The sequence below is a fragment of the uncultured Microbulbifer sp. genome (genome assembly GCF_947498635.1).
GTDB lineage: Bacteria > Pseudomonadota > Gammaproteobacteria > Pseudomonadales > Cellvibrionaceae > Microbulbifer > Microbulbifer echini.
In genome coordinates this window covers 74,253-97,456 of sequence record NZ_CANMKV010000015.1, presented here as the reverse complement: position 1 = coordinate 97,456, position 23,204 = coordinate 74,253, and the positions used below count along the sequence as shown (strand labels likewise).

General features: G+C 51.1%; 23 protein-coding genes and 1 riboswitch. Of the genes, 15 read left to right on the top strand and 8 right to left on the bottom strand.

Features of this window, described 5'->3' with window-relative positions; all coding sequences use genetic code 11:
• Nucleotides 1-121: 121 nt before the first annotated feature.
• Nucleotides 122-760 (bottom strand): pyridoxamine 5'-phosphate oxidase, encoded by a 639-nt coding sequence (pdxH, locus tag Q1A69_RS10020; protein WP_299584788.1) that lies wholly within the window; start codon nt 758-760, stop codon nt 122-124.
• A gap of 287 nt (nt 761-1,047) precedes the next feature.
• On the opposite strand from pdxH, the gene Q1A69_RS10015 reads away from it, so the two are divergent.
• The 7 genes from Q1A69_RS10015 to Q1A69_RS09985 all read left to right on the top strand — a co-directional run bounded on the left by Q1A69_RS10015 (nt 1,048) and on the right by Q1A69_RS09985 (nt 8,856).
• Nucleotides 1,048-2,664 carry a 5-guanidino-2-oxopentanoate decarboxylase gene (locus Q1A69_RS10015; protein WP_299584786.1) on the top strand — a complete coding sequence of 539 codons (1,617 nt, stop codon included), beginning with the start codon at nt 1,048-1,050 and terminating at the stop codon, nt 2,662-2,664.
• Nucleotides 2,665-2,678: 14 nt separating this feature from the next.
• Complete coding sequence (locus Q1A69_RS10010; protein WP_299584784.1) at nt 2,679-4,112, top strand: aldehyde dehydrogenase family protein; 1,434 nt, start codon at nt 2,679-2,681, stop codon at nt 4,110-4,112.
• Between the two features lie 65 nt (nt 4,113-4,177).
• Nucleotides 4,178-4,306, top strand: a riboswitch (SAM-I-IV-variant riboswitch).
• Nucleotides 4,307-4,364: 58 nt separating this feature from the next.
• Nucleotides 4,365-4,580 carry a hypothetical protein gene (locus tag Q1A69_RS10005; RefSeq protein ID WP_299584782.1) on the top strand — a complete coding sequence of 72 codons (216 nt, stop codon included), beginning with the start codon at nt 4,365-4,367 and terminating at the stop codon, nt 4,578-4,580.
• 81 nt (nt 4,581-4,661) lie between these two features.
• The gene (gene kbl / locus Q1A69_RS10000; protein WP_299584780.1) at nt 4,662-5,861 is read left to right on the top strand and encodes a glycine C-acetyltransferase; all 1,200 of its coding nucleotides are present in this window, start codon (nt 4,662-4,664) and stop codon (nt 5,859-5,861) included.
• 77 nt (nt 5,862-5,938) lie between these two features.
• The gene (gene tdh / locus Q1A69_RS09995) at nt 5,939-6,964 is read left to right on the top strand and encodes an L-threonine 3-dehydrogenase (protein ID WP_299584778.1); all 1,026 of its coding nucleotides are present in this window, start codon (nt 5,939-5,941) and stop codon (nt 6,962-6,964) included.
• A gap of 192 nt (nt 6,965-7,156) precedes the next feature.
• Nucleotides 7,157-7,975: an AraC family transcriptional regulator gene (locus Q1A69_RS09990; RefSeq protein ID WP_299584776.1), complete on the top strand. Its 819-nt coding sequence runs from the start codon at nt 7,157-7,159 to the stop codon at nt 7,973-7,975.
• A 257-nt stretch (nt 7,976-8,232) separates the two neighbouring features.
• Nucleotides 8,233-8,856, top strand: a complete 624-nt coding sequence (locus Q1A69_RS09985) for a LysE family translocator (RefSeq protein ID WP_299584774.1) — start codon at nt 8,233-8,235, stop codon at nt 8,854-8,856.
• Between the two features lie 166 nt (nt 8,857-9,022).
• On the opposite strand, the gene Q1A69_RS09980 is transcribed toward Q1A69_RS09985, so the two are convergent.
• The 4 genes from Q1A69_RS09980 to Q1A69_RS09965 all read right to left on the bottom strand — a co-directional run bounded on the left by Q1A69_RS09980 (nt 9,023) and on the right by Q1A69_RS09965 (nt 14,141).
• Nucleotides 9,023-10,267, bottom strand: coding sequence for a sodium:proton antiporter (locus Q1A69_RS09980; protein ID WP_299584772.1), 1,245 nt, complete (start codon nt 10,265-10,267; stop codon nt 9,023-9,025).
• A 492-nt stretch (nt 10,268-10,759) separates the two neighbouring features.
• Nucleotides 10,760-12,046, bottom strand: a complete 1,287-nt coding sequence (locus tag Q1A69_RS09975) for a hypothetical protein (RefSeq protein ID WP_299584770.1) — start codon at nt 12,044-12,046, stop codon at nt 10,760-10,762.
• A 75-nt stretch (nt 12,047-12,121) separates the two neighbouring features.
• Entirely contained in the window at nt 12,122-13,405 is a 1,284-nt protein-coding gene (locus tag Q1A69_RS09970; RefSeq protein ID WP_299584768.1) for a hypothetical protein, read from the bottom strand.
• A gap of 133 nt (nt 13,406-13,538) precedes the next feature.
• Entirely contained in the window at nt 13,539-14,141 is a 603-nt protein-coding gene (locus Q1A69_RS09965) for a LysE family translocator (protein ID WP_299584766.1), read from the bottom strand.
• A 695-nt stretch (nt 14,142-14,836) separates the two neighbouring features.
• On the opposite strand from Q1A69_RS09965, the gene Q1A69_RS09960 reads away from it, so the two are divergent.
• The 3 genes from Q1A69_RS09960 (at nt 14,837) to Q1A69_RS09950 (ending at nt 16,926) form a co-directional block, all read left to right on the top strand.
• Nucleotides 14,837-15,292 carry a hypothetical protein gene (locus Q1A69_RS09960; protein ID WP_299584764.1) on the top strand — a complete coding sequence of 152 codons (456 nt, stop codon included), beginning with the start codon at nt 14,837-14,839 and terminating at the stop codon, nt 15,290-15,292.
• 223 nt (nt 15,293-15,515) lie between these two features.
• Entirely contained in the window at nt 15,516-16,604 is a 1,089-nt protein-coding gene (locus tag Q1A69_RS09955; protein WP_299584761.1) for a PA0069 family radical SAM protein, read from the top strand.
• A gap of 43 nt (nt 16,605-16,647) precedes the next feature.
• Entirely contained in the window at nt 16,648-16,926 is a 279-nt protein-coding gene (locus Q1A69_RS09950; protein ID WP_299584758.1) for a GIY-YIG nuclease family protein, read from the top strand.
• A gap of 39 nt (nt 16,927-16,965) precedes the next feature.
• Here the strand turns inward: Q1A69_RS09950 and tmpT are convergent, their stop codons facing one another.
• The 3 genes from tmpT to Q1A69_RS09935 form a co-directional block, all read right to left on the bottom strand.
• A complete protein-coding gene (tmpT, locus tag Q1A69_RS09945; protein WP_299584755.1) occupies nt 16,966-17,604 on the bottom strand; it encodes a thiopurine S-methyltransferase in 639 nt (212 codons plus the stop codon).
• A 259-nt stretch (nt 17,605-17,863) separates the two neighbouring features.
• Nucleotides 17,864-18,376, bottom strand: a complete 513-nt coding sequence (locus Q1A69_RS09940) for a DUF1097 domain-containing protein (protein WP_299584752.1) — start codon at nt 18,374-18,376, stop codon at nt 17,864-17,866.
• Nucleotides 18,377-18,655: 279 nt separating this feature from the next.
• On the bottom strand, nt 18,656-19,351 hold the full coding sequence (locus tag Q1A69_RS09935) for an SDR family oxidoreductase (protein WP_299584749.1): 696 nt from the start codon (nt 19,349-19,351) through the stop codon (nt 18,656-18,658).
• Nucleotides 19,352-19,405: 54 nt separating this feature from the next.
• Between Q1A69_RS09935 and Q1A69_RS09930 the strand changes: the two genes are divergently transcribed.
• The 5 genes from Q1A69_RS09930 to Q1A69_RS09910 all read left to right on the top strand — a co-directional run bounded on the left by Q1A69_RS09930 (nt 19,406) and on the right by Q1A69_RS09910 (nt 22,982).
• A complete protein-coding gene (locus tag Q1A69_RS09930) occupies nt 19,406-19,726 on the top strand; it encodes a DUF3301 domain-containing protein (protein ID WP_299584746.1) in 321 nt (106 codons plus the stop codon).
• Between the two features lie 9 nt (nt 19,727-19,735).
• On the top strand, nt 19,736-19,945 hold the full coding sequence (locus tag Q1A69_RS09925; RefSeq protein ID WP_299584743.1) for a DUF1653 domain-containing protein: 210 nt from the start codon (nt 19,736-19,738) through the stop codon (nt 19,943-19,945).
• 137 nt (nt 19,946-20,082) lie between these two features.
• Entirely contained in the window at nt 20,083-21,150 is a 1,068-nt protein-coding gene (locus tag Q1A69_RS09920) for a saccharopine dehydrogenase NADP-binding domain-containing protein (RefSeq protein ID WP_299584740.1), read from the top strand.
• A gap of 255 nt (nt 21,151-21,405) precedes the next feature.
• Nucleotides 21,406-21,912, top strand: coding sequence for a phosphatase PAP2 family protein (locus tag Q1A69_RS09915; protein WP_299584737.1), 507 nt, complete (start codon nt 21,406-21,408; stop codon nt 21,910-21,912).
• On the top strand, nt 21,909-22,982 hold the full coding sequence (locus Q1A69_RS09910; RefSeq protein ID WP_299584734.1) for an MJ1255/VC2487 family glycosyltransferase: 1,074 nt from the start codon (nt 21,909-21,911) through the stop codon (nt 22,980-22,982). Before Q1A69_RS09915 ends, Q1A69_RS09910 begins: the two co-directional genes overlap by 4 nt.
• The last annotated feature ends 222 nt before the right edge of the window (nt 22,983-23,204 follow it).

The window sequence follows — 23,204 nt, the reverse complement described above, 5'->3', positions numbered from 1 at the left end:
GTGCAAGCGCGCGAAAGGTAAAAGGTGAGAGAGGAGGAAAAGAAGAAAAGCGAGAAAAAACACCGGCAACCAAGGAGGGGAACCAGCCCCTCCTCGGCAAGGATCGGGGGTTAACAAAACACTATGGAGACAGCCGTTCCACTGTCCACAGGCCGCCGTCATCAATCTGGTACATAAATCGGTCGTGTAGGCGATAGGCGCCACCCTGCCAAAATTCCACTGCGTGGGGCATAACCCGGTAACCCCCCCAAAAATCTGGCAACGGCACTTCTCCACCGGCAAAGCGGGACCTCTCCAGGTCAAATTGTTTTTGCAATTCCTCTCGGGAGGAAACCGGCTGACTTTGGCGAGAGGCCCAGGCCGCCAGCTGGCTATTCAGCGGGCGGGACTGGAAATAAGTAACGGCGTCCTCGCGGGCCACTGGCTGCACCTTGCCGTAGACAATGACCTGACGCTCCAGGGGATGCCAGGGAAATAACAGAGAAACCTGGGGGTTAACCTCCATATCCCGCGCTTTTTTGCTGTGCAGGTTGGTGTAAAACACAAAACCGGATTCGTCGAAGCCTTTTAACTGGACGATACGCTGAGAGGGCTGACCTGAAGTACCTACCGTAGCGAGAGACATTGCGGTGGGGTCATCCAGACCCGCCGCCAGGATCTCTTCCAACCATTGGCTAAATTGCTTTGCCGGGGTGGGCTTCAACTCAGAGCGGTGCAAACTGCCAAGCACGTAATCTCGGCGCCATTGATCGATTTCCATGGTGTTACTTCCTAAGTTATTCAAGCTCAAAATATATCCAGCCACTACGGCAACGCTATTTTTGCCGAAGCCGCTTGTCAAACCTTCCCTGTTGTTCCCCCGCGCCCAGCTCCCGTGAAGGCGGGAATCCGGTGACTTGCGTACAAACTTTCCTGTCGCGCTGCAGGGTGAATCTCAATTTTCCTGCGATTTTCCCCTCGCAGGTGCAGACTCTGCGGACGCTTGCGTGGCTTTTGGCGGGCCGCTAGGCTCACTGCATTTTTACACAAATAAGGAAAATGGTGGCTATGTCCTCTGCGCCCACATGTGCCCAGGTGCTTATGCGTCTGTTACGCGATTACCAGGTGGAAAAGGTCTTCGGCATTCCCGGCGTCCACACCATCGAACTTTACCGCGGCCTACCCGGCAGTGACCTGATGCATATCACTCCACGCCACGAACAGGGCGCCGCTTTTATGGCGGATGGCTACGCCCGCGCCAGCGGTAAGCCCGGTGTCTGCTTTCTGATCACCGGCCCAGGCCTCACCAACGCCGCCACCGCTATGGCCCAGGCCTATTCCGACTCAATTCCCATGCTGGTGATTTCCGCGATCAACCGCCGCGAAGACCTCGGTATGGGGCGCGGACGCCTGCACGAACTGCCATGCCAGAGTGATGCCAGTCGCGGTTTTTGTATCTGGCAACACACCCTTACCCAAGCAGAGCAGCTGCCGGAAGTGTTAGCGCGGGCTTTCCAGCTGCTGCAATCGAGCCGCCCCGGCCCTGTACATATCGAAATACCCATCGATCTTTTCCCGGCCCCCATGCCCGGCCAACTCGAGGACTACCGCGCTGCACCGGCCGCTATGGCCGCGGCGGCGAGTGCATCCGCTATCGCCACCGCCACCAACTGGCTGCAATCTGCCCAGCGCCCGGTAATCCTCCTGGGCGGGGGTGCCCAAAACGCGGGCAAAGCGGCCAGCCTGGTGGCAGAAAAAATTGCCGCCCCGGTTTTTCTATCACTGGCCGCTAAGGGCGTGGTTGATGAGCGCCACCCACTGTGTGGCGGCGCGAACCTGAGTTTCGATTGCGTGCGCAGCCGCGTAGAAAACGCGGATGTGGTGCTGGCCGTGGGCACCGAGCTTTCCGAGACCGACCGCAACCTGGTACGGGATGATTACACCTTCTCCGGAAAACTGATTCGTATCGATATAGATGCTGCACAGCTGGTATGCAACGCCCAACCAGACCTGGCTATCTGTGCCGACGCCAGTGAGAGCCTGCAGCAATTAGAGGCTGCCCTGGTTCCACGCGGAGGCCAGGCAAGAGAGCACTCCGAGCAAGAGATGGCCCAGTTACTGAGAGATTGCCGCAAGGAGTGGTGGGATGGTTCCGAGGAGCGCTTCCCCTGGGTGGAGGCCCTGCGCGAAGCCCTGCCGGAAAACGGTATCCTGGTGACAGACTCCACCCAGCTGGCCTATAACACCAACCACGCGCTGCCACTGTATCACCCGCGCAGTCACCTGACCTGCACCACCGGCTACGGTACCCTGGGCTTCGCCCTGCCCGCCGCGGTTGGTGCCAAACTATCCAGTGATCGGGATGTGATCGCCCTAATTGGCGACGGCGGTCTGATGTTTACATTGGGGGAGCTGGCCGTGGCTGTGGAACAACAACTGCCGTTGCCAATTTTGGTATGGAATAACGCCGGCTACGGCGAAATCCGCGACTTTATGGATGACGCGGAAGTGCCCCAGGAAGGGGTAAATCTGCACACCCCGGATTTTGTCGCTCTGGCCAAGGCCTTTGGTGCCGAGGGCTGTCGCATTGACAAGCCAGGCCAGTTGGCGGAAGCGGTAACTGCTGCACTGGGCAGACAGACTCCAACCCTGATTGAAATCAGCGCGCCTTCAGGCGCAGAATAAAATGGAAGTGTGACATGACAGACCTCAGTAAACTGCCTACCGGCAAGTTGTTTATTAACGGCGAATGGCGCGAGCCCCTGGGCACCGGTACCCACACGGTGATCAACCCGGCCACCGAAGAAATAATCTGTAAGGTGGCCGAGGGCTCCGCGGAAGATGTGGATCTCGCCGTGGAAGCCGCGCGCCAAGCCTTCCTCAGCTGGCGCAACAGCACCGCACAAATGCGTCGCGAATTGCTCAACGCCATCGCCGACGGCATGGAAAAACGCAAGGAAGACTTGGTTCAGGCCGTCTCCCAGGCGCTCGGTTGCCCCGAACATATCAGCCGCTGGCTGCATGTAGATGGCCCCATCTACGCCATGCGCTACTACGCCGAGCGCACTGTGGAAATGGAGAAAACGGAAAAGGCCGGCCACTCCATACTATTCCGCGAACCCGTGGGTGTGTGCGGATTTATCACCCCGTGGAACTACCCCCTGCACCAGTTTGTCGGCAAGGTGGCCCCGGCACTGGCGGCCGGCTGCACCATGATTACCAAGCCCGCCGAAATCACGCCGCTACAGGATTTTGTGATGGCGGAAATTATTGAAGAGGCCGGTGTACCCGCCGGCGTCTTCAACCTGGTGCCGGGCGCCGGCTCGGAGGTGGGTGCGGCGCTGTCGGCCCACCCAGGTATCGATATGGTCTCCTTCACCGGCTCCACCCGCGCCGGCGTGGAGGTAGCCAAAGCTGCGGCGCCTACGGTAAAACGCGTAACCCAGGAACTCGGCGGCAAATCACCGCTGATTATCACTCCCGATGCCGACCTGGAAGCCGCCGTGCGCTGGGGCTGTGAAGATGTCTTTATCAACAGTGGCCAGACCTGCACCGCGCTCACCCGTATGCTCGTGCCCGCCGATCGCTACGAGGAGGCGGTGGAAATCGCCCGCCAAGTGGCCGAGGGTATCGCCATGGGCACCGGCGAAAACGCGTTTATGGGGCCCCTCTCCTCCACGCGCCAGCGCGAAATTGTACGCGGCTATATCCAGAAAGGTATCGACGAGGGCGCGCGCCTGGTTACCGGCGGCGCCGAAGTACCCGCCGGGCTGGAGAAGGGCTTTTATGTGAAGCCCACGGTCTTTGCCGATGTACACAACGATATGAGCATCGCCCGCGAGGAGATCTTTGGCCCTGTGACCTGTCTGATCCCTTACAAGGATATGGATGAGGCAATTACCATCGCCAATGACACCGAGTACGGCCTGTCCAGCGGCGTCTGGGCCAAGGACGCGGAGAGCGCCATGCCCCTGGTGCGCCGTATCCAGGCGGGCCTGTGTTTTGTCAATGGCGGCGAGTTCAATTACGAAGCTCCCTTCGGCGGCTACAAGCGTTCCGGCAACGGGCGTGAATTTGGTGAGGCCGGGCTCGGTGAGTTTATCGAACTAAAATCTGTGCAGCTGCCGGCATAAACTTCTGCACCGCCGCCAAACGGGGGCGGTACAGTTGACTGCCAATCCCCTCCCCGCTATCTTTGCCCGCACATCACGAGAGTGGCTGACGCCAACGCCAACCTGCCGACCGGGGCAAGGTGGTTCTCTCTCTGCCGGCACACCAAAGCCTGCGGGGAGGATGGGGCTCTACCAGAGCAATCCAACCGGAATAGCGAATACCCTTTCGCCGCTTCCACGTCAGTCCTCCAAAGTTTTACCCTTGGAGGGACCATGTCCGAATTACCGTATTCCAGTAAAGACATTATAGAAATTCAAATTGCCAACCAGCGAAACCGCACAGCAGTCAGAGCCGTGAGACGGGCGGACCGGCAATTATTGTGGCAACTACTGTTCGACACCGCGGAAGAGGCTTTAAAATTCGCCACCAGCTGCCGTGCCAGTGAGCAGCCGATCACGGCCCATAAGGCCTGCGAGCTGGCGGGATAAACAAGAATCCAATGGCGCCACTTTGTTTCGCGCCAGATACACCAGTGCCACGAGCACCCGACAGGAGCTAAAAACAACATCATGTCCAAGCCAGAACAATTCTTTGAGCACCTGCGCGATGAGCTGAAACAAATCGACGCCGACGGCCTCTACAAGCGCGAGCGAATTATTACCTCCCAGCAGGCCGCCGAGATCCAGGTGAACAACGACACCCAGGTATTGAACTTTTGCGCCAATAACTACTTGGGGCTGGCCAACCACCCGGACCTGATCAAAGCCGCCAAAGAAGGCCTGGACCAATACGGCTTCGGCATGGCCTCGGTGCGCTTTATCTGCGGTACTCAGGACATTCACAAGGCTCTGGAATCACGCCTGTCGGAATTCCTTCATACCGAAGACACCATCCTCTACACCTCCTGCTTCGATGCCAATGGCGGCCTGTTCGAAACCCTGCTCGGCCCGGAAGATGCGATTATCTCCGACGCCCTCAATCACGCCTCCATTATCGACGGCGTGCGCCTTTGCAAGGCCAAGCGCTATCGCTACGCCAACAACAACATGGCGGATCTTGAGAAACAGTTGCAGGCGGCCGATGCCGCAGGTGCCAAGACCAAGCTGATCGCCACCGATGGCGTCTTCTCCATGGACGGTGTGATCGCCAACCTGGAAGCCCTGTGCGACCTGGCCGACCGCTACAACGCCCTGGTGATGGTGGACGACTCCCACGCAGTGGGCTTCCTCGGCCAGAATGGCCGCGGCACCCATGAATACTGTGGCGTGATCGATCGCATCGATATTATTACCGGCACGCTGGGCAAGGCCCTGGGTGGCGCTTCCGGGGGCTTCACCTCCGGGCGCAAAGAGATTATCGATCTCCTGCGCCAGCGCTCACGCCCCTACCTGTTCTCCAATTCCGTAGCTCCCGCTATCGTTACCGCCTCACTGAGAGTGCTGGATATGCTGATGGACGGCGCCGAGTTGCGACAGAAGCTGCGCGATAATTCCGCCTACTTCCGCGAACGTATGACTGCGGCCGGCTTCACCCTGGCCGGCGCGGATCACCCGATTATTCCGGTGATGATCGGTGAGGCCGCCCTGGCACAGAAGATGGCTGACAAGATGCTGGAGCGCGGTATCTACGTTGTGGGCTTCTTCTACCCCGTAGTGCCTAAAGGCCAGGCCCGCATCCGCACCCAGATGTCCGCAGCCCACACCCGCGAGCAGCTCGATCAATGCATCGACGCCTTTATCGAAGTGGGCCGCGAACTGAATATTATTTAATCCCCAATTGATCGCATAGATGCCTGACGACAGGGTTCTCTGTTAAGGGCGTCCTTGCATTTGCAGTTTGAATGACAATGAAAGCACTCTCAAAACTAAAGTCCGAAGTGGGCATCTGGCTCACCGATGTAGAAGTGCCCGAACCGGGCCACAACGACCTGTTGATCAAAATCCATAAAACCGCTATCTGCGGCACCGATATGCATATTTATAATTGGGATGAGTGGTCACAAAAAACCATCCCGGTCCCTATGGTGGTGGGGCACGAATATGTAGGTGAGGTGGTTGGTATGGGGCAGGAAGTCGCCGGCTTCAAAGTGGGCGATCGCGTTTCCGGCGAAGGCCATATCACCTGTGGCCACTGCCGCAACTGCCGCGCCGGACGCCGCCATCTATGCCGCAACACGTACGGTGTGGGTGTGGACCGCCAGGGCGCCTTTGCCGAATATCTGGTTATTCCCGCATTAAACGCCTTCAAGATCCCAGACAATATCTCTGACGAGCTGGCCTCCATCTTCGACCCCCTCGGTAATGCCGTGCATACCGCGCTCTCTTTCGACCTGGTGGGCGAAGACGTACTGATTACCGGCGCCGGCCCCATCGGCATTATGGCCGCCGCGGTGGCCAAACATGTGGGGGCGCGCCATGTGGTAATTACCGATATCAACGAATACCGCCTAGACTTGGCGCGTAAGATGGGCGCTACCCGCGCCGTCAATGTGGCCAAGGAAAGCCTTGGCGATGTGATGGCCGAGCTGGGTATGAGCGAAGGCTTCGATGTGGGACTGGAAATGTCCGGTGTGCCGGTTGCCTTCCGCGATATGCTCGGCGCCATGAACCACGGAGGCAAGATCGCCATGCTCGGCATTCCTGCCGGTGAAATGGCCATCGACTGGAGCCAGGTGATCTTCAAAGGCCTGATTATTAAGGGAATCTACGGACGTGAAATGTTCGAGACCTGGTACAAAATGGCCAGCCTAATTCAGTCTGGCCTAGACCTGACCCCAATCATCACCCATCAATTCCCTATCGATGACTTCCAGAAGGGCTTCGATACCATGGGCTCAGGGGAATCCGGCAAGGTGATTCTTAACTGGAAATAATCCGGCCTAAGCTGCGGGGCAACTCGCAGCTCTCTTCTTATTTTCTCTGCGCATTCTCCACTCCCTCTCCACCCTCACGCCATTCCCCCTAGAGCAAGCGAATCTAAAGTTTTTGCGTTTCTACATTACTTAACGGTATCTTTTAACACCCTCATTCAAGGCCCCACGCCTCAGGGATGTACAGGAGTTAAGGTGCAAAAGGAGTTTTCCAAAGTCTGGCGAAGCGTTGATTACCCAGGTATTGAGCTTTTCCATGCCTATTTTCACCAGTTCTGCTTCGGTAAGCATTGGCACGACGAACTTGCCATCGGCATTATCCAGGCCGGAGCGGAACAATTGGATTATCGCGGTGAAACCGCGATCCTGCCCCAGGGAAGCATCGTTGCGATCAATCCCAGCGAAGTTCATACCGGCTTCTCTGGCAGTGATCACGGCTGGCACTATCGAATGTTTTATTTCGATACAGGGCTCATTGAACAGATATTGCAGGAGCACAACGGTTTCGGTCTGGCCCCCGCTCCATTTTTAAGGGGACCAAATATTTATGATCCCCAACTCTTTTCGCTATTTGATCAACTGCACCGCAGCCTGGAGGAAGAGTCACTTGCCCTTGCATCGGACAGCTTGTTAACTATCGCTATCACCCAGATTTTTACCCGACACGGCGATCAAAAATTTCAGCCTAAAAGTGTAAAGGATAAGCGGGCTCCCTCACTAGCTAAGGCTTACTTACGAGAGAACTGGCAACGCAATGTCACACTCGATGAATTGTGCCATTACACCGATGTGAGTCGCTACCAACTGATTCGAAGCTTTAACCGGCAATTTGGCATCACGCCTCACCAGTTCTTGATCCTATTAAAAACCCAACAAGCCCGTACTCTATTTCAGGCCGGCGGAAACTCCGCCGAAGTGGCCATTGACTGTGGTTTCTTTGACCAGAGCCATTTGACTCGTAACTTCAAGAAAGCCTTCGGTATCACTCCAGGCCGCTATATCCAATCGATGTAGTGCAATTTTATACAAGACCCTTCTCCCTCGACGACTTAAGATTTTCTTCTCCACGCCCAGGTTATTAAATTTACAAAGAAGTCGGTGAAACCTCAGTGACTTCATTAACACCGGTCCAAAATGGGCACAAGACACTCTTGTGCCAAATTGACCCAATAACCTAGTGGTTTATTGCATGAATAATTAACGCCACAAGGGGGATCCAGTATCAATCACGCAGTCTGGCCCTCTCCAATGACGTCGCACAGGAAAATCTTATGAATTTGGAGTTTGTACTAACTTGGCTAGCAGTGATGTTTCCCCTTATCTTTAGCCCTGGTCCCGCTAACGTCACCTTCGCCGCCGCCGGCGCCAGTCTTGGTGTTAAAAGATCCCTGCCCTTATTGGCAGGTATTGATCTGGTATTTGTTTTAAAAGGATTCCTCGTGGGATTTGGCTTAATGGGATGGCTTGCCCATTACCCAATCGCCCTGCGTATACTCCAGATTGGTGGCGTCATTTACTTACTCTATTTGGCTTATCATTTCGCCAGACCTTCTCCCCTAAAAAACCACACCAAAAAACCAACAATTTCCATCTGGAATGGAATACTCATTCAAGTCTTGAACGTGAAGGGATGGATCATTGTCTTCACAATGTTTTCGATATTTGCACCGAATCTTGAGCACGAATCTAGCACAACGATTTTAATTCTTATCGGAATGATGACTGCCCTGAATATATCCACACACCTCGGATGGATAGTATTTGGTGGCACCCTTGCAAAGCTAGCCACCAATACAACCAGCCAGAAAATACAGAGTACATTTTTCTCTATAAGCTTGCTCTCTGTAGCCATATGGCTGGCACTGGACAACCCCGTAATTATTGCCAATCAGTAATTTAGCCGTGCTTCATGTGTGATTTTAAGGGGGGACTAACCAGCCGTAACCGTTTAAAGAACCTCTGAATCGTAGCCGCAGTGCTAGGCAGAAAAGAAAGGCTCCCTATTCGATGGCGTTTCACCTCACGGTTCGTGTATCACTACCCAGAGTCAATTAGTAAACCTTAAAGCTCTAATTTTCTGATCAGACGTCCGCTGGTAGTCCCTTGCACTAACAGGGAAAAGAGTACAACACCAAACACCATAGATTGAATCGTCCACCAATAAGGCAGTTCAACCGGAAGAGAGAGTACCAAGGCCACAGCGATAACGCCGCGCAAACCGCCCCAGCTCATCAGGAGCCGCCAGGACTTCGGTATTGGCGGACCAACAAATCGGGTTAGTGGGGCTACCAGCACCACCGACAGAGCTCGTGCGCCGAGTGCAGCAGCTGTGGCAATCAACATAGCCAGCCATTGATGCGTAAACATCTCAAAGGTAATGACCAAGCCCATGATGACAAAGATAATGGCGGTGAATAGTAATCCGAGCCATTCCCAGGTAGGTTCCGCATCAGCCAGATAGGTTTTGCTTTGCTTGCGCAGGCAGGTGCGAGTTACTATGGCACAAATCATGACAGAGATAATACCGGATACTTGTAGAACACTCTCCGCCAGGTAAAAACTACCAAAAGCAGCAAGTACCAGTGTCATTAATGCCGCACTGGGAGAGCGTAGAAATAAAATAATCAAAGTGGTAATTAGCCCAAGGACCAAGCCAACCGCAACGCCACCAAAAAATATTTTGCAAAAATATACAGTAATCGCAACGACACCCAATGCTGGAGCCTCGCCACTGGCAGCTGAGCCCTCCACGATCGAGTAAGTAGCCAACCCCAAAACCAGCGAATAGACCACTACTGCCGCCGCATCATTGAAAAGGCTTTCGCCCTCCACCAGAGTCAGTAGATCGTCACCTGTCTTTTCCTGGCGTAGCTTATTGACCACCGATACTGGATCGGTCGCAGCCAATATTGCCCCGGTCAACAGTGCCGCCAACCAGGGAAACCCCTCTGGATGACCAATGCCATAATAAGTAATTGCGGCGATTAGAAAAGCACAAACCACCAATCCCAAAGTGGAAAACAGTGTGATCGCCCCTATCCAGCGCTTTAAGATTTTTGGTTCCAATTGCCAGGCTGACTCAAAAATCAAAACCGGGAGAATCACAAAAAAGACCAAATCCCTCAGACTATTCGCACGTAAACCCGTGTCATAGTCAATCACTGGGAGCAGGAAAGCAGCCAGAACACCCGCTAACAGGCAGCCGAGGGTATTATCGATCCGTAGTATCCGAGCGATGCCCAGCCCCAACACTGCCGCCACCGCTAGGTAAAGCGCCTGACCTACAGTAGTGACTACTTCGTGCACTAATATGCTCCCAGACAATGACCAGGAAATTTCTATATCCTGGAAATTAGAACTACCGGACCCGCCGCCCCTTTCTCCTCAGCATCTCTCAATATCTTATCCCAAAAAACGTGTTTAAAATTCGCAACCCGAGCCGTCAATGCACACTCTACGGTAGTTCAAATCAGGTACTACAGTTTTCCAAGAACCTATATGTGGCCAACTGATCATAATGTTTCTCTTGGGGCTCAAGCATTTGCCTCGTCGGACCTTTGGTCAAAAGTTGAGGCGCCTATCAGGGCCAGTCAGTAGGGCTGACTGGCTACAGAATCAGTATAGGAAACAAAGAGGATTTGCACGGCAATAAAGCAGTGGCCAACATGACCAAATGATCAATTTAGTTCAGCTCGGCTCATAAAAAATCAAGCATGACTCCCACTGAAAATGCCACCAGGTAAGCTTTCAGGCTTACTGCGCGCTTTCTATGAATTCGGAGAGATCCAATCAAGCACCTTATGAAACATCACCCAGCAGAGACTTCAATAAATCCATATAGCGCTCCACATAAAGCAGAGCGCTTTTTTTACTCATTAAGGGCTCGCAATAACCAAACACAAATACTGAACGACGAGTGGTTGAATAAGTAATCACCATTATCGGATGCGTCCCATGATTTTGAATCAACATACCTGCCTCAATCTCAAAATACTTTAGATCACTGGCAAGAGTACGCATACTCCCCACATTTGAAACGCAAATCCCCGAAGGGAAATACGCTTTCTTTTTCGCATACTCTTTTGCCATATCAGTAATGGTTTGCAGCTTATAATCTATCTTCAAATCAAAGGCATGTGATTCCCTTTCCATAACTCGCTTGTTCAGCTGTTGCTGAATCCATTTGGCTAGCACAATTAAGTCAACCTGTAATATCTCTGGGGCTAGCTCCAGCGTCATGACTGCAGAAAAGCAGCCCACCGTATCCAAGCCAACTTTTGGCTGGCACAATTTCCGGGCATCAACGGGAAATACAACTTCAACCCAGGGATGATAGACCGGCAATACCCTCGAGGCCTTTACAGCCACTGCACAGAGCAACGCACTCAAGTTAATTTCATGAGCTTTTCCATATAAGGATAGCGACTGCAACAGCGCAGGTGACCGTTCTCGATAAGTCGCCTGACTACGACGTTTAGATGCGGGGGCCGGGGATTCCACTGGCCACAAGGTCAGCCCCTGTTTATGGTATAGTAAAACCTCCCGGCCAATTTGTCCGGCTGCCTTCAAGTGATCAGTGACCCCGCTGTACATAGGCAAGGGGTTCAACTTAGTCTTAAATCCATCTTGGATAAAAAAATCTAAATAACAAAACATTGTCATAATGGAGCGCCCATCAATTGCGGCATGATTAGTCAACACGGCCGCCCACTCCACTAAACCATCGCTATTACTAAAAAGACGAACTCGATAAGAATATTTATCCACCTGAATTTTTTTATTACCAAGTAGAGAATATTCTTTTCCAAAATTAAACGGCTTTTTTAGCACCTGAACCTCAAATGGAACGCTTGCAAAATCTACATCACAGCGCCAAAAAAGAGAATCCCCCCTTACAACGCGCGCCTGCAGCATCGGATGCATACCATGCAGTAGCGCAAAAGCCCTTTGCAATACCTCGACCTTCAGGGGCTCACAGATCCTGACAAAGGAGAGCAACTGAACCCCACCGCAAGACCATCTAGTCAACTCAGTAAATAATGCCTCCTGGTATCCCAGAGGACGTGAAAAGGGCTTGTACTGCATAAGTTTTCTTTGCCGTGTTTTCAGGTATCGACAACGAATTAAATAGTATAGAGAGAGCTAACCGAACCAACGAGACTAACTGTCAAATTGGAGCGAATTTAGCATTCCCATAAAGTGACTTATAAAACACAAAGCACTTTCTCTACTGGTGAGTGGTTCACAATAGCCAAAAGAAAAAATGCTTTCACTTTTTGTAGTCTCCGTAGCTATCATCATTGGATGTGCGCCATGAGTTTGAACCGTCATAGCGACTCTTAAATCGAAAAAAGTAAGCTCACCCACCAGAGATTCTAAACAACCAACATCAGAAATACATATCCCGGAGACAAAATTTGGTTTTTTAGCTGCGTAAAAATCTGCTTTTTCTATGATTTCAGCCAACTTATATTCAGGCCTTTGCTCAGCCAAGCGCAAGCTCTCTCGCCTTAAAATAAAAGATAATTTATCTTGCAACAATGAAGCTAGTGACATCACACTTTTACAACACAGATCGGGTGACACCACCAAGTCTACGAAAGAAATATATTCGCCAATAACATCAAAACTGATGGGCGGATTACAGAGGCTACGTATATTTACCGGCAATAAAATATCATTCCAAAGACCACTATTAGGAAGACATTTTCCAGCATAAATCGCCACGGCGCTATACAGGGCTGCAAGTTTTACCCTATGTTTTTTTGCGAGATCATGTAACCTTACGATCGACTCAGCAGGTATTTTCCTATAAGTTGCCATCCCCACCCGTTGAGGTGCAGCAGCAGGCTTTTCAACTAACCACGGCACAGGAACTTCTTCTGCAACAGGGAGGGGTATCTTTTTTTCTTGCCCACCTTTATACAAATATTGCTCGACTGCCTGCAGAAACGGAAGTGATTTAGAGGGTGTGCAAAGCTTACCCTTTAAGTAATCATCTAGATAACGAAACAAAATCACAATAGATATTGCATCCATTGCAGCATGATTAACAGTGACAGCTATCCAGGCCACTTGCCCCGAAGAGTTTACATAGATAGTAACTCTGTACGACATTTTCTCCAGAATTACTGGGTGGATTCCCTGGAGATAGAACTCCCTTTCGAAGTCCAAAGTGCCATCGAGAATACGGACATCAAATTCTATCGAGCTAAAATCAACGTCACACCGCCACTGTAGATGCCCCCCCCTTTCTACACGCGCCCGGAGCATCGGGTGTAATTGATGCACAAATGAAAACGCCTGCTTTATTAAACTCACATTAACAGGCATACATACTCGAAAAAATGCAACCCCCTGAACAGCGCCATTAGACCTATCAGTCAATTCAATGGATAGAGCCTCATTTCTGCCAACTTCTCGTGTGAACGGCATGAATTTCACAGAAACAACCACACATGATGACACATCACACAGACAACATTACTGACAATGACAAGAACATCAAAGCATGCAAACTGAACCTGGTGTGATAGCCAGTCATTAAACACCTAAAAATTATTAACAGCAGAAACGTTTAGGCCCCTAAAACATGTGAATACATCAGGTAAGCAGCACACAATATTAGCAGTAGCCCCATCGCCAGATTAAATACTTTGAGTGAGAACTCACCATTCAAAAACAGGCGAATTTTATCTCCAGCAAAAGCCCAAAGAGCCAGGGACAGATAACAAACAAAAAAGTATATAAGCACAAAGTAAAGAAGGCTTGACTGATTATGCGGACTGGAGAATAAGGCAACCCCAGATACGCAGGCTACCCAAGCTTTTGGGTTTAACCACTGCAAGAGAAAACCCTCATAGAAGCGGGGTAGCGATCTTTCAGCAACATCAATCTTATCCGTGGGCGCAGAGGCTATCTTATAACCCATATAGATGACATACGCGCACCCAGCAACTGCGAGGAAGTGCAAAATTTGGGGGTAGCTATCCAACAACTGATAAAAACCAAAACCAATGGCAGCAAGCAACAAAGTGAAACCTATTGTTGCCCCAGATACAAATGGAATAGTACGAGCAAAACCATGCTGTACACCCGATGAGATGATAACCATATTAACAGGTCCCGGCGTGATTGACATCGTCAAAGAGAAACCAAACATAGCTAATAGCAAAGACATACTTAACCCTTATAGTTTTTAATATTTCAGAAAAATAGGATACCGCTACAGGGCGATTAACTCTAAAAAAAATGAATATAAATTTTCAGCAACTTTAACCCCTGACAACAATACCGCCAACAATGACCAGTAAGGAAGTCAAACTGAAGGAATTGATCAGCCATCAAACTTAATATTCTGTACCAGCTTTCACCTTCATCAAAAAACCCAAACGGAAAAACACACCACAAAATTCACTAACAAATTTTCATCGAACAATATCGTAGATATCACACCTAAAATTTTTGTAAGCAGCCTCACTTAACCTTTGCCCCCACATACTTACCTCCGAGAATAACAGGGGGATTGAAAAGGTACTATCCGATATACGCAATGCTTCAAAAAAAGATTCTGCTCATCCTGAGAGCATAGGATTTGAGACACCGTCCCAAAGTGAGCAGATGTCAGAAACCTCTGTACCCCTTAAACATAAGACCTCTAAAGTCCATTCTTGGACCATCAACGATACATCTGCTCACTGGCAAAAAATCCGTGGGAGCGGTAAAATTCCATCCAGGCTTTCCTATGAGCCGATCAATTCGGCTCAACGCGTTAATAGAAACAATAAAATTTAACGAGACAGGCTATTTAAAGCCCTGATATTTACTTTGTAAAGCTTTTGCGAATCACAAATTCACCACGACAAGGGACTCTCTATGAATTCAGAAAAGAAAATAAAGGCACTCCTCACGCAGCTTTATGATTTAGTCTCTGGCCCAGAATATTTTAAGCGTAACTGGCAGGAGCAACTGGAATTATTTACTCCCTATGCCAAGATGATCCGCACTTCAGTGGACCGTCAAGGTAATCCTCAGGCACTGGTTATGGATATTCAGGATTACCCTGAAAATTTTCAGCAGTTGGTACAAGGAGCGGCTTTCTATGAGGTCGAGACTCACAGTGTCATCGAATCTTTTGGCAATATTGCCCACGCCTTTAGTACGTATGAGGCCTGGAGAGATAGCGATAAAACCCAGTTTATCAAGAGAGGAATCAACAGTATCCAGCTCTACAATGACGGTCGCTCCTGGAAGATCGTTAATATGATCTGGGATGATGAACGACCAGGTCTCACAATACCCCCCAAATACAATTCCGTAGCCGCCTTATAAGCTGAACCTAGGGCATACACACCGCTAGCCAACCGCTGGCAGCCAGTCCTATTGAGGGGTCCGTAAGGCCGTATGCCGAACACTGGAAGCAAGTACTCTGTCGCTCGGCGTAATCTGCCTGCCAATGACTACCCAGTCCAGACCATCATAAAGATGACTAGCCCATTGCTTTGTATCGAGATGAAATCGTAAACTGTACAAACATACAGCCCATTAAGTCGCAATGAAACGTAGAGAGCCCGACAAACCACAACCCTTTTACAAGGGACGCGGCGCAGCCAGTAATATCACCGGCCGCTTTGCCGAATACTCGAGCACTCGTGAAAGCGATGGCTGGCAAACTGAAGCAGAACCTCTGGAACAACTGCTGACGACTTCAATTGAAGAAAAAGCAAAGTCAATTATCGCAACCAATCAGTCACCAGATATCCCCTTTACCCAGTCTATCAATCCCTATCGGGGTTGTGAGCACGGTTGTGTTTATTGCTATGCCAGGCCGGCCCACGCTTATATGGACCTATCTCCTGGCCTGGATTTTGAAACCAAGATCTTTTTTAAACCAAACGCGGCAGAATTGCTGGAGAAGGCCCTGCGCAAGCCGAACTATGTCTGCAGCCCTATCGCCTTGGGAGCGAATACCGACCCCTACCAGCCCCTAGAAAAAGAAAAGGGGATAACTCGTACACTGCTAGAGGTGATGCAAAAGTTTCGCCAACCAGTAACCATTATCACTAAAAGCCAGTTAATTTTACGGGATCTCCCTATCCTTGCTGAAATGGCCCAGGATAACCTCGCTCAAGTAGCAGTGAGTGTGACAACATTAGACAATGACTTAAAAAGGAAGCTGGAGCCACGTACCGCCGGGCCCAAGGCGCGTCTGCGCACGATTGGAGCATTGAGTGAAAACGGGATACCCACGGCGGTACTTGCCGCGCCGATGATTCCAGCTCTCAATGACTGTGAACTAGAGGCCATCTTAAAATCCGGGAGAGAATCGGGTGCCGAACGGGCGGCCTATATATTGCTACGCCTCCCCCATGAAGTAGCACCACTTTTTCGCGAGTGGCTCGCGATACACTACCCGCACAGAGCTGACCATGTCATGAGTTTGATACAGCAGAGCCGAGGCGGGCAGGATTATCAAAGTGATTTTTCCCAGCGGCGCCAGGGTACTGGGGTTTTCGCCCAACTGCTGCGCCAACGTTTTATTGTCGCCATCAGGAAACTGGGCTTAAATCACCGACGCCTACTTTTAGATTGCAGCCAATTTGATCCACCACCTCAGGCTGGAGAGCAGCAGTGTCTTTTTTAATGAGCTATAACACCTCGGCAAGTTGTCATCTGAACATAATTTAATGAATACTTGGTTTGTTTATTTAATCCGCACCGCAAATGGCTCCCTCTACACCGGAATTACCAGAGACATTCAACGACGCTTTGCCGAGCACAGTACCGGTGGCCCCAAGGCCGCCAAGGCCCTTCGCGGAAAAGGGCCCCTCACCTTGGAATACCAAGCACAAACGCAAAACAAATCAACGGCATTGAAGCTGGAAATAGCGATCAAGAAGTGGCCTAAGCAAAAAAAGGAAGCGCTTATCGCCGGGACTCAAGCGTTACCGCAACTCCCCAGCTAACCGGTCTCTGCGCTATAGTTCACCATGAACTTCAATCACTTATCGCCTAGAGAGTAACCAGGCTACTTCCTGAGCGGGTACCAGGCCTTTCAAACCACCGAGCACATCTCGGGAAGCCAACTTTTTCACATGGTAATTTGCATTGTAATGATCATAAATTTCGCGGGAACTGATCGAAAAGGGTGGGCCGCTTAACTGGGACTGCTCATATTCAAAGGATATCAGTAGCTGCGGAACCACTTTAGTGACCGCCATAAGGTGCTGTGTATACCGTTGACGAATATCCGCAGGCAATGCGACCAAGGCTGCCCGGTCATAAATGGCAGAGACATCGCGCAAATGTTTCTCAGTTAAGTCAAAAATGTCGCCGACAAAAATTTCAATATTTTTCGCCCAATAGCGCTTAAGCTCTCCGGCCTGCTCAATTTCGGGTATTAATTCCAGCTCCATGAAAAGCTGCTGTACCGCCAGCTCGCTTAATTCGGCACCAACAACGCCATAGCCACGAGATAATAACCAGGCAATATCCCGAGTCTTGCCACAGAGCGGGATAAACACCCGGTCACCTTTTGACAAAGAGAGCTCGGCAAAAAATTCCGACAGCAGGGAATTTCCGCTGGCCTCATGAAAACCAATATCATTTCTCTTCCATTTCTCATGCCAATATGTTGTTTCCATACCGCACCCCCATGTGCATTGTTGCGAAAATTACCGACCAGCTAAACCATAAATTTAGAGTGTCGCAGAATACAAAAGGTACTCCAGCTCAGAATCCTCGCCAGAATTTGGAACCACTGGATCGGTAAATGCCAGTGCACTTACAAATGCCAAAGCCCCTAAGAACAAGATGCGCTTAAACATGACTGATACCCCTAAGAAATATTTCACGCAAAGATAATACGGAGAACGTTATTTGCCCGGTGTATTCCACCTCAAATTAGCAGGAGATAGCCGACCTCCCTGGCCAGAAATAATCAGCCAGACCAGCCGAAATGGCACCTACTGCAGAAGCGGCGATAAGTAAGAAATAACTATCCAGAGAGATTGGCAGTGGCGCTGCAAAAGCAATCAGGATACCAATTGCATAGCTGGCAATATTACTTATCCCTGTCACCAATCCCATTGCCCAGGCCCCAACCGCTGAAAACAAAAGAGCCAGTGGCAGAGACAGCAAGGTCAGCTCTAACGGCCACTTTGCAATCACCGCCTGAACAACGAAACCGAGTCCAAGACCGGTCACCGTACAGGCCAGATTATAACTGCCCGCACGCAGGCTCGATCCCCTGGCAAAATAGGCAGTAGCGCCCAGTACCGCCACCCAAGCGGGTAGATCCACCAGAGAGGCCACAGCAACCGCCAGAAACCCACTCAGCACCATACGGGAACCGGTTATAAAGCGTTGCTGGGAGGGCACACTTTGGTTTCTATAGCCTTTTATTTCACCGCTCATTGATTTCAGCCTGTCTCCACTGCACTTGATACTGACCAACCATTCCTCGCCTCAAATGTTTTTTCGCCACACTTAAGACCATGAACGGGGGGATAGACCTAGGGAGTTACCCTAGCAATGGATGTATTTTCCCGCGGCTAGGTGATCAGCAGGTATTAGACTTCTTCCATATCCTTGCCCAATCTTGCAAAAGGTGGAGCGCCCCCTCTCCCCTCCGGGAAATAGCGTCTTGTTAAATGAGTCTCCTAGAATATCTGCATTGAAGTATCGACTGCCGAGTTACCAGGGAATTTCGCTGCCATCATAGTTGTAAAAATGACCGCTTTTCCCCAGATCCGCACCAACTAGAATTTTTTTCAGCGCTTTTGTACTTTGCGCCGCTGAGATCAAGGCTCCGGGGCCCCCCATCGCAGTTTGCACCCAGCCGGGGTGCAGGGCCAACACCGCAATTCCCCGCTCTTTAAGATCGATCGATAGGCTTTTAACAACCTGATTGAGAGCCGTCTTTGAGCTTCGATAGATATAGCCGCCACCAGAGCGGTTATCGGCAATGCTGCCCACCTTGCTACTCATCATGGCCATCAGCTTGTACTCACTGGCCGCCACATTGTCACAGAAGGTTTCCGCCATCATGTAGGGGGCGATCGTGTTCGACTCCAGCACACGGCGCCATTCCTCGCGATCCACCTGTCCAAAGCTGGTGCCCTTTGGACCGTAATAACCGGCATTATTGAGGAGAATATCGATTGGCTCCCCATGCAAAGCCTTGCCGAGCGAGATCATTTGGTCATAGTCGGTCACATCCAGTTGAAGTGGCTGTACCCGAGGAAACTCCGCCTGTAGTGACTGGAGATCCTCTGCTTTCTTGAGATCCCTACAGCAGGCAAATACACGCCACCCATCCTGGGCAAATTGGCTGGCTAACTCGAGACCTATGCCACGATTACAGCCTGTAATCATTATGGTGCCAGACATCCCTACCCCTTCAATGTTATTCTTGCGCAACGCGATCATAGCAACTGTAGAACAATGTACTACTCACCTGGCGATCTTCTTTGGTTCCTGTTATTAGCAGCCGCGGCTTGGTATATCTGGGCGAATATGGCGGCAAAAGAACAGGTAAAGCGCGCAGCGTCCAATCACTGCAAACAATTGGGCGTGCAGCTGCTCGACGATACCGTCTTGCTAATACGCACACGCTTGAAACGTGACCGGCGAGGCCAGATCAGCCTGCAGCGTCACTATGAATTTGAATTTACTTCCACCGGGGAACACCGCTATTCCGGTGTGGCAGTTCTCCACGGCCGACGAGTCGAACAGCTGCAGCTATCCCCGCACCACTTGAGTTAATTTTTAGCCATGAAACCCGGCCTATATCGTCACTACAAAGGCAATCTTTACGAAGTCCTGCACACGGCTACCCACAGCGAGACCGATGAACAGCTAGTTATATACCGCGCCCTTTATGGTGAGTATGTACTATCGGCGAGGCCATTAAGCATGTTTACCGAAACTCTGGATCAGAATGGCTGCACCCTACCCCGCTTCAAACTCGAAAAAGCCTTCTAGCCGATATAAACCCGACCCGCTGTACCCCTGGGCAATAAACCCCGGTAAAGCTCCATCGGCAAGTATAAAAAACATCGGGTAGAGGAACAGGCGCGTCCTGCACAATCCATCAGCCCTAGACTGCACAAGGACCTCCGGTGAACAATAAAAACATTATGATCTATGGCGCCTATGGCTACACCGGCGAGCTGATCGCGCGCCAGGCCGTAGCCCAGGGGTTCCGCCCAATTCTGGCGGGGCGCAATGCCCAAAAGCTACAGCCCCTGGCGGATGCATTGAACCTGCCAGCCATGGCCATTGACCTGGATACTGCAGAAATCCTGGAGCGCAGCCTGCAGGATATATATCTGGTCATCCACTGTGCCGGCCCATTTTCTACGACAGCCGAACCCATGATGCGGGCCTGCCTCAACAGCCGCACTCACTACCAGGACATCACCGGCGAAATCGACGTTTACGAAGCTGCTCAAAGGCTGGACGGCGCGGCCAAAACGGCCGGGATAGTGCTGTGCCCAGGCACAGGTTTTGATGTAATTCCCACGGACTGCTTGGCGGCGGCATTACACAACGCCCTGCCATCGGCTACGCACCTGACTCTAGGCTTTGATTCAGACTCCAAGTTGAGTCCCGGTACAGCCAAGACTTCTATCGAAAGCCTGGGGATAGGCGGTGCCATTCGGCGCAACGGTAAAATTGAGACTATCGGCCATGGCCAGCTAACCCGTCGCATCGACTTTGGCAGGGGCGACAAGTTTGCCGTGGCGATTCCCTGGGGCGATATTTCCACGGCTTACCATTCAACCGGTATCCAAAATATAGAGGCCTATATTCCAATGAGTCCGGCGCGGGCCAAGAAGCTAAAACACCTGAATGGATTTCGCTGGCTCCTGCGTAGCCGCTGGTTGCAAAATTGGCTGAAGTCCAAGGTAGGCAGGTCTGTTCAGGGGCCCACTGAAGAGCTTCGCGCAGGTCAAAAGACCTGGGTCTGGGGGGAGGTCCGCAATGACCGACGCGGTGAGCGCAAAGTGGGGCGCGTCACAACGGCGAATGGCTACGATGTTACCGTCTCCGGCTCTCTCTCGGTCATGCAATACCTGCTCGACTACCGAGGCGAAGGCGGCTATTTCACTCCATCCAAACTCTGCGGCCCCAAACTTGTAGAAAGTTTGCCGGGCTCCAGTGCGATCGACATCAAAATCGCTTAATCGATAATTCCCCTGTTTCCTGTATTTCTATTTTGCCGTGGCGCAAGGAGCAACTAAGTTGCTCCTTTTGTCTCACTGACCAAACCTGTCTCCCACTCCCACTAGAAACTCGCCATTAAGAATTTTCTGCCAAATTTTAATAAATCGCTTAAACGTCGTAAAAAATCTCTATTTGGAGATTTCACAATTGCGACATCATTTGGTCAACTCCGTGCAATAATCAATTCTTAAGTTTGCGGGATGCGAGACTTATCCATGAACCTGAAGAGTATTGATGTGTCCCTGGTCCTGTACCTGACGGAACGGGCGGCACGCCCGACTTCACGAAAAAGGTATCTGTGGCTATCCAAGTCTGGCGACGGCTGGCTCACGGTCGTGGTTCTGGTCAGTTATGTCATTGCCAATGCGGCCATCCAGCTTTTTATTGTCGCTTGTTCTGCGCTGGCAGTGGAACGCTCTCTGTATTGGACCATTAAAAACACTACCCGTCGCAGACGCCCACCCCAGGCTATTCCCGGCATGCGTCCAATTATAATCGCCCACGACCGCTTCAGCCTGCCGTCTGGGCATACCTCAGCAGCCTTTCTTTTCATTACATATATGACTCATCAAGTCAGCCCAATATGGGGACTGGGGTTCATCTGGGCCACAGGTGTCGGTGCTGCAAGAGTAGGTCTTGGGGTTCATTTTCCCTCTGATATTTTTGCCGGGGCCATCCTCGGTAGCTGTGTTGCATTAGCCATGGGCGCAGTTTTTTTATGAAAATACTTTACGGCGTGCAGGCTACAGGTAATGGACACATTGCCCGCTCACGCACCCTGGCCAAAGCATTACAGCAGTATCCAGAAATCAAAATCCAGTGGTTATTTTCTGGGCGGCCAAAGGAAAACTTATTTGGCATGGAGTTGTTTGGGCAGTTTTGGTGGCGCGAGGGAATGACCATTGTACACAGCGAAGGCCGCCTAAAAAGTTTTACCACTCTTGCCCAACTGAAGATTCGCCGCTTCATTAAAGATGTTCGTGAACTCCCCCTCAACGAGTTTGATCTGGTGATTAGCGACTACGAACCCGTTACTGCCTGGGCGGCCAAAATGCGTAAAAAACCCAGCGTAGGAATTGGTCACCAATACGCTTTTCTCTACCCTATCCCTATGCCCAGATTTAATTGGCTGTTTCATACCGTTCTGCGCATTTTTGCACCGACAAATAAGAGTCTGGGCCTGCACTGGCACCATTTCGGCAATCCTATACTCCCCCCGATTGTCCCCCCACAACCCAAACCTGAAAACGACACCGCAAACTATATTCTCGTTTACCTGCCATTTGAGCACCCCACCCCAATGCTCGAAGAATTATCCAGGATCGAACGGCAATTTGTTGTGTACGGCGTACCGGAAAATTTGCCCACCGCCGAAAATATCGAAATAAAAGCACCATCCACTGAAGGCTTCCAGAGAGATTTGGCCAATGCCAGGGCAGTGATTTGCAACAGTGGATTTGAATTATTGGCAGAGGCGTTATCCTTGGGCAAACCGATACTAAGCCGCCCACTCGCCTACCAGTTTGAGCAGGAGGCCAATGCAAAAGCATTGGCGCAATTGCGCCTAGCCAAGATTGTAAGCTCAATCAACGCCAACAGTATCCGCTCATGGCTTAAAAACCACCCCCCTCCTCTGCGTATCCAGTGGCCTGATGTGGCGCAAGCCATTGCGGCCTGGATTGCCGATGGCTGTAGAAAGAATCCCTCGGAACTCGCCCGCGGACTGTGGAATCAAGTAATCCCCCGCCCTACGGAGGGGGCTGCACCGGCCTACCAAAACGCTACGGATTAAACCTGCTATCTCAACAGGTCATTAATATAGGGCTTAAACCGCATACCCCGTACACCTGAATACCCTCTCCCACCATATCGCCAAGTGCGATCACACAAAAAGTCATTGCCCCTTCACATCTGGGCGCGTTTACTTGTGAACTGACCTGGCATGCAACCCAGTTAACGAACAAGTACGACTCATAGATGTGACAGGATCGATCACTGGCCGAATGAAATCGAT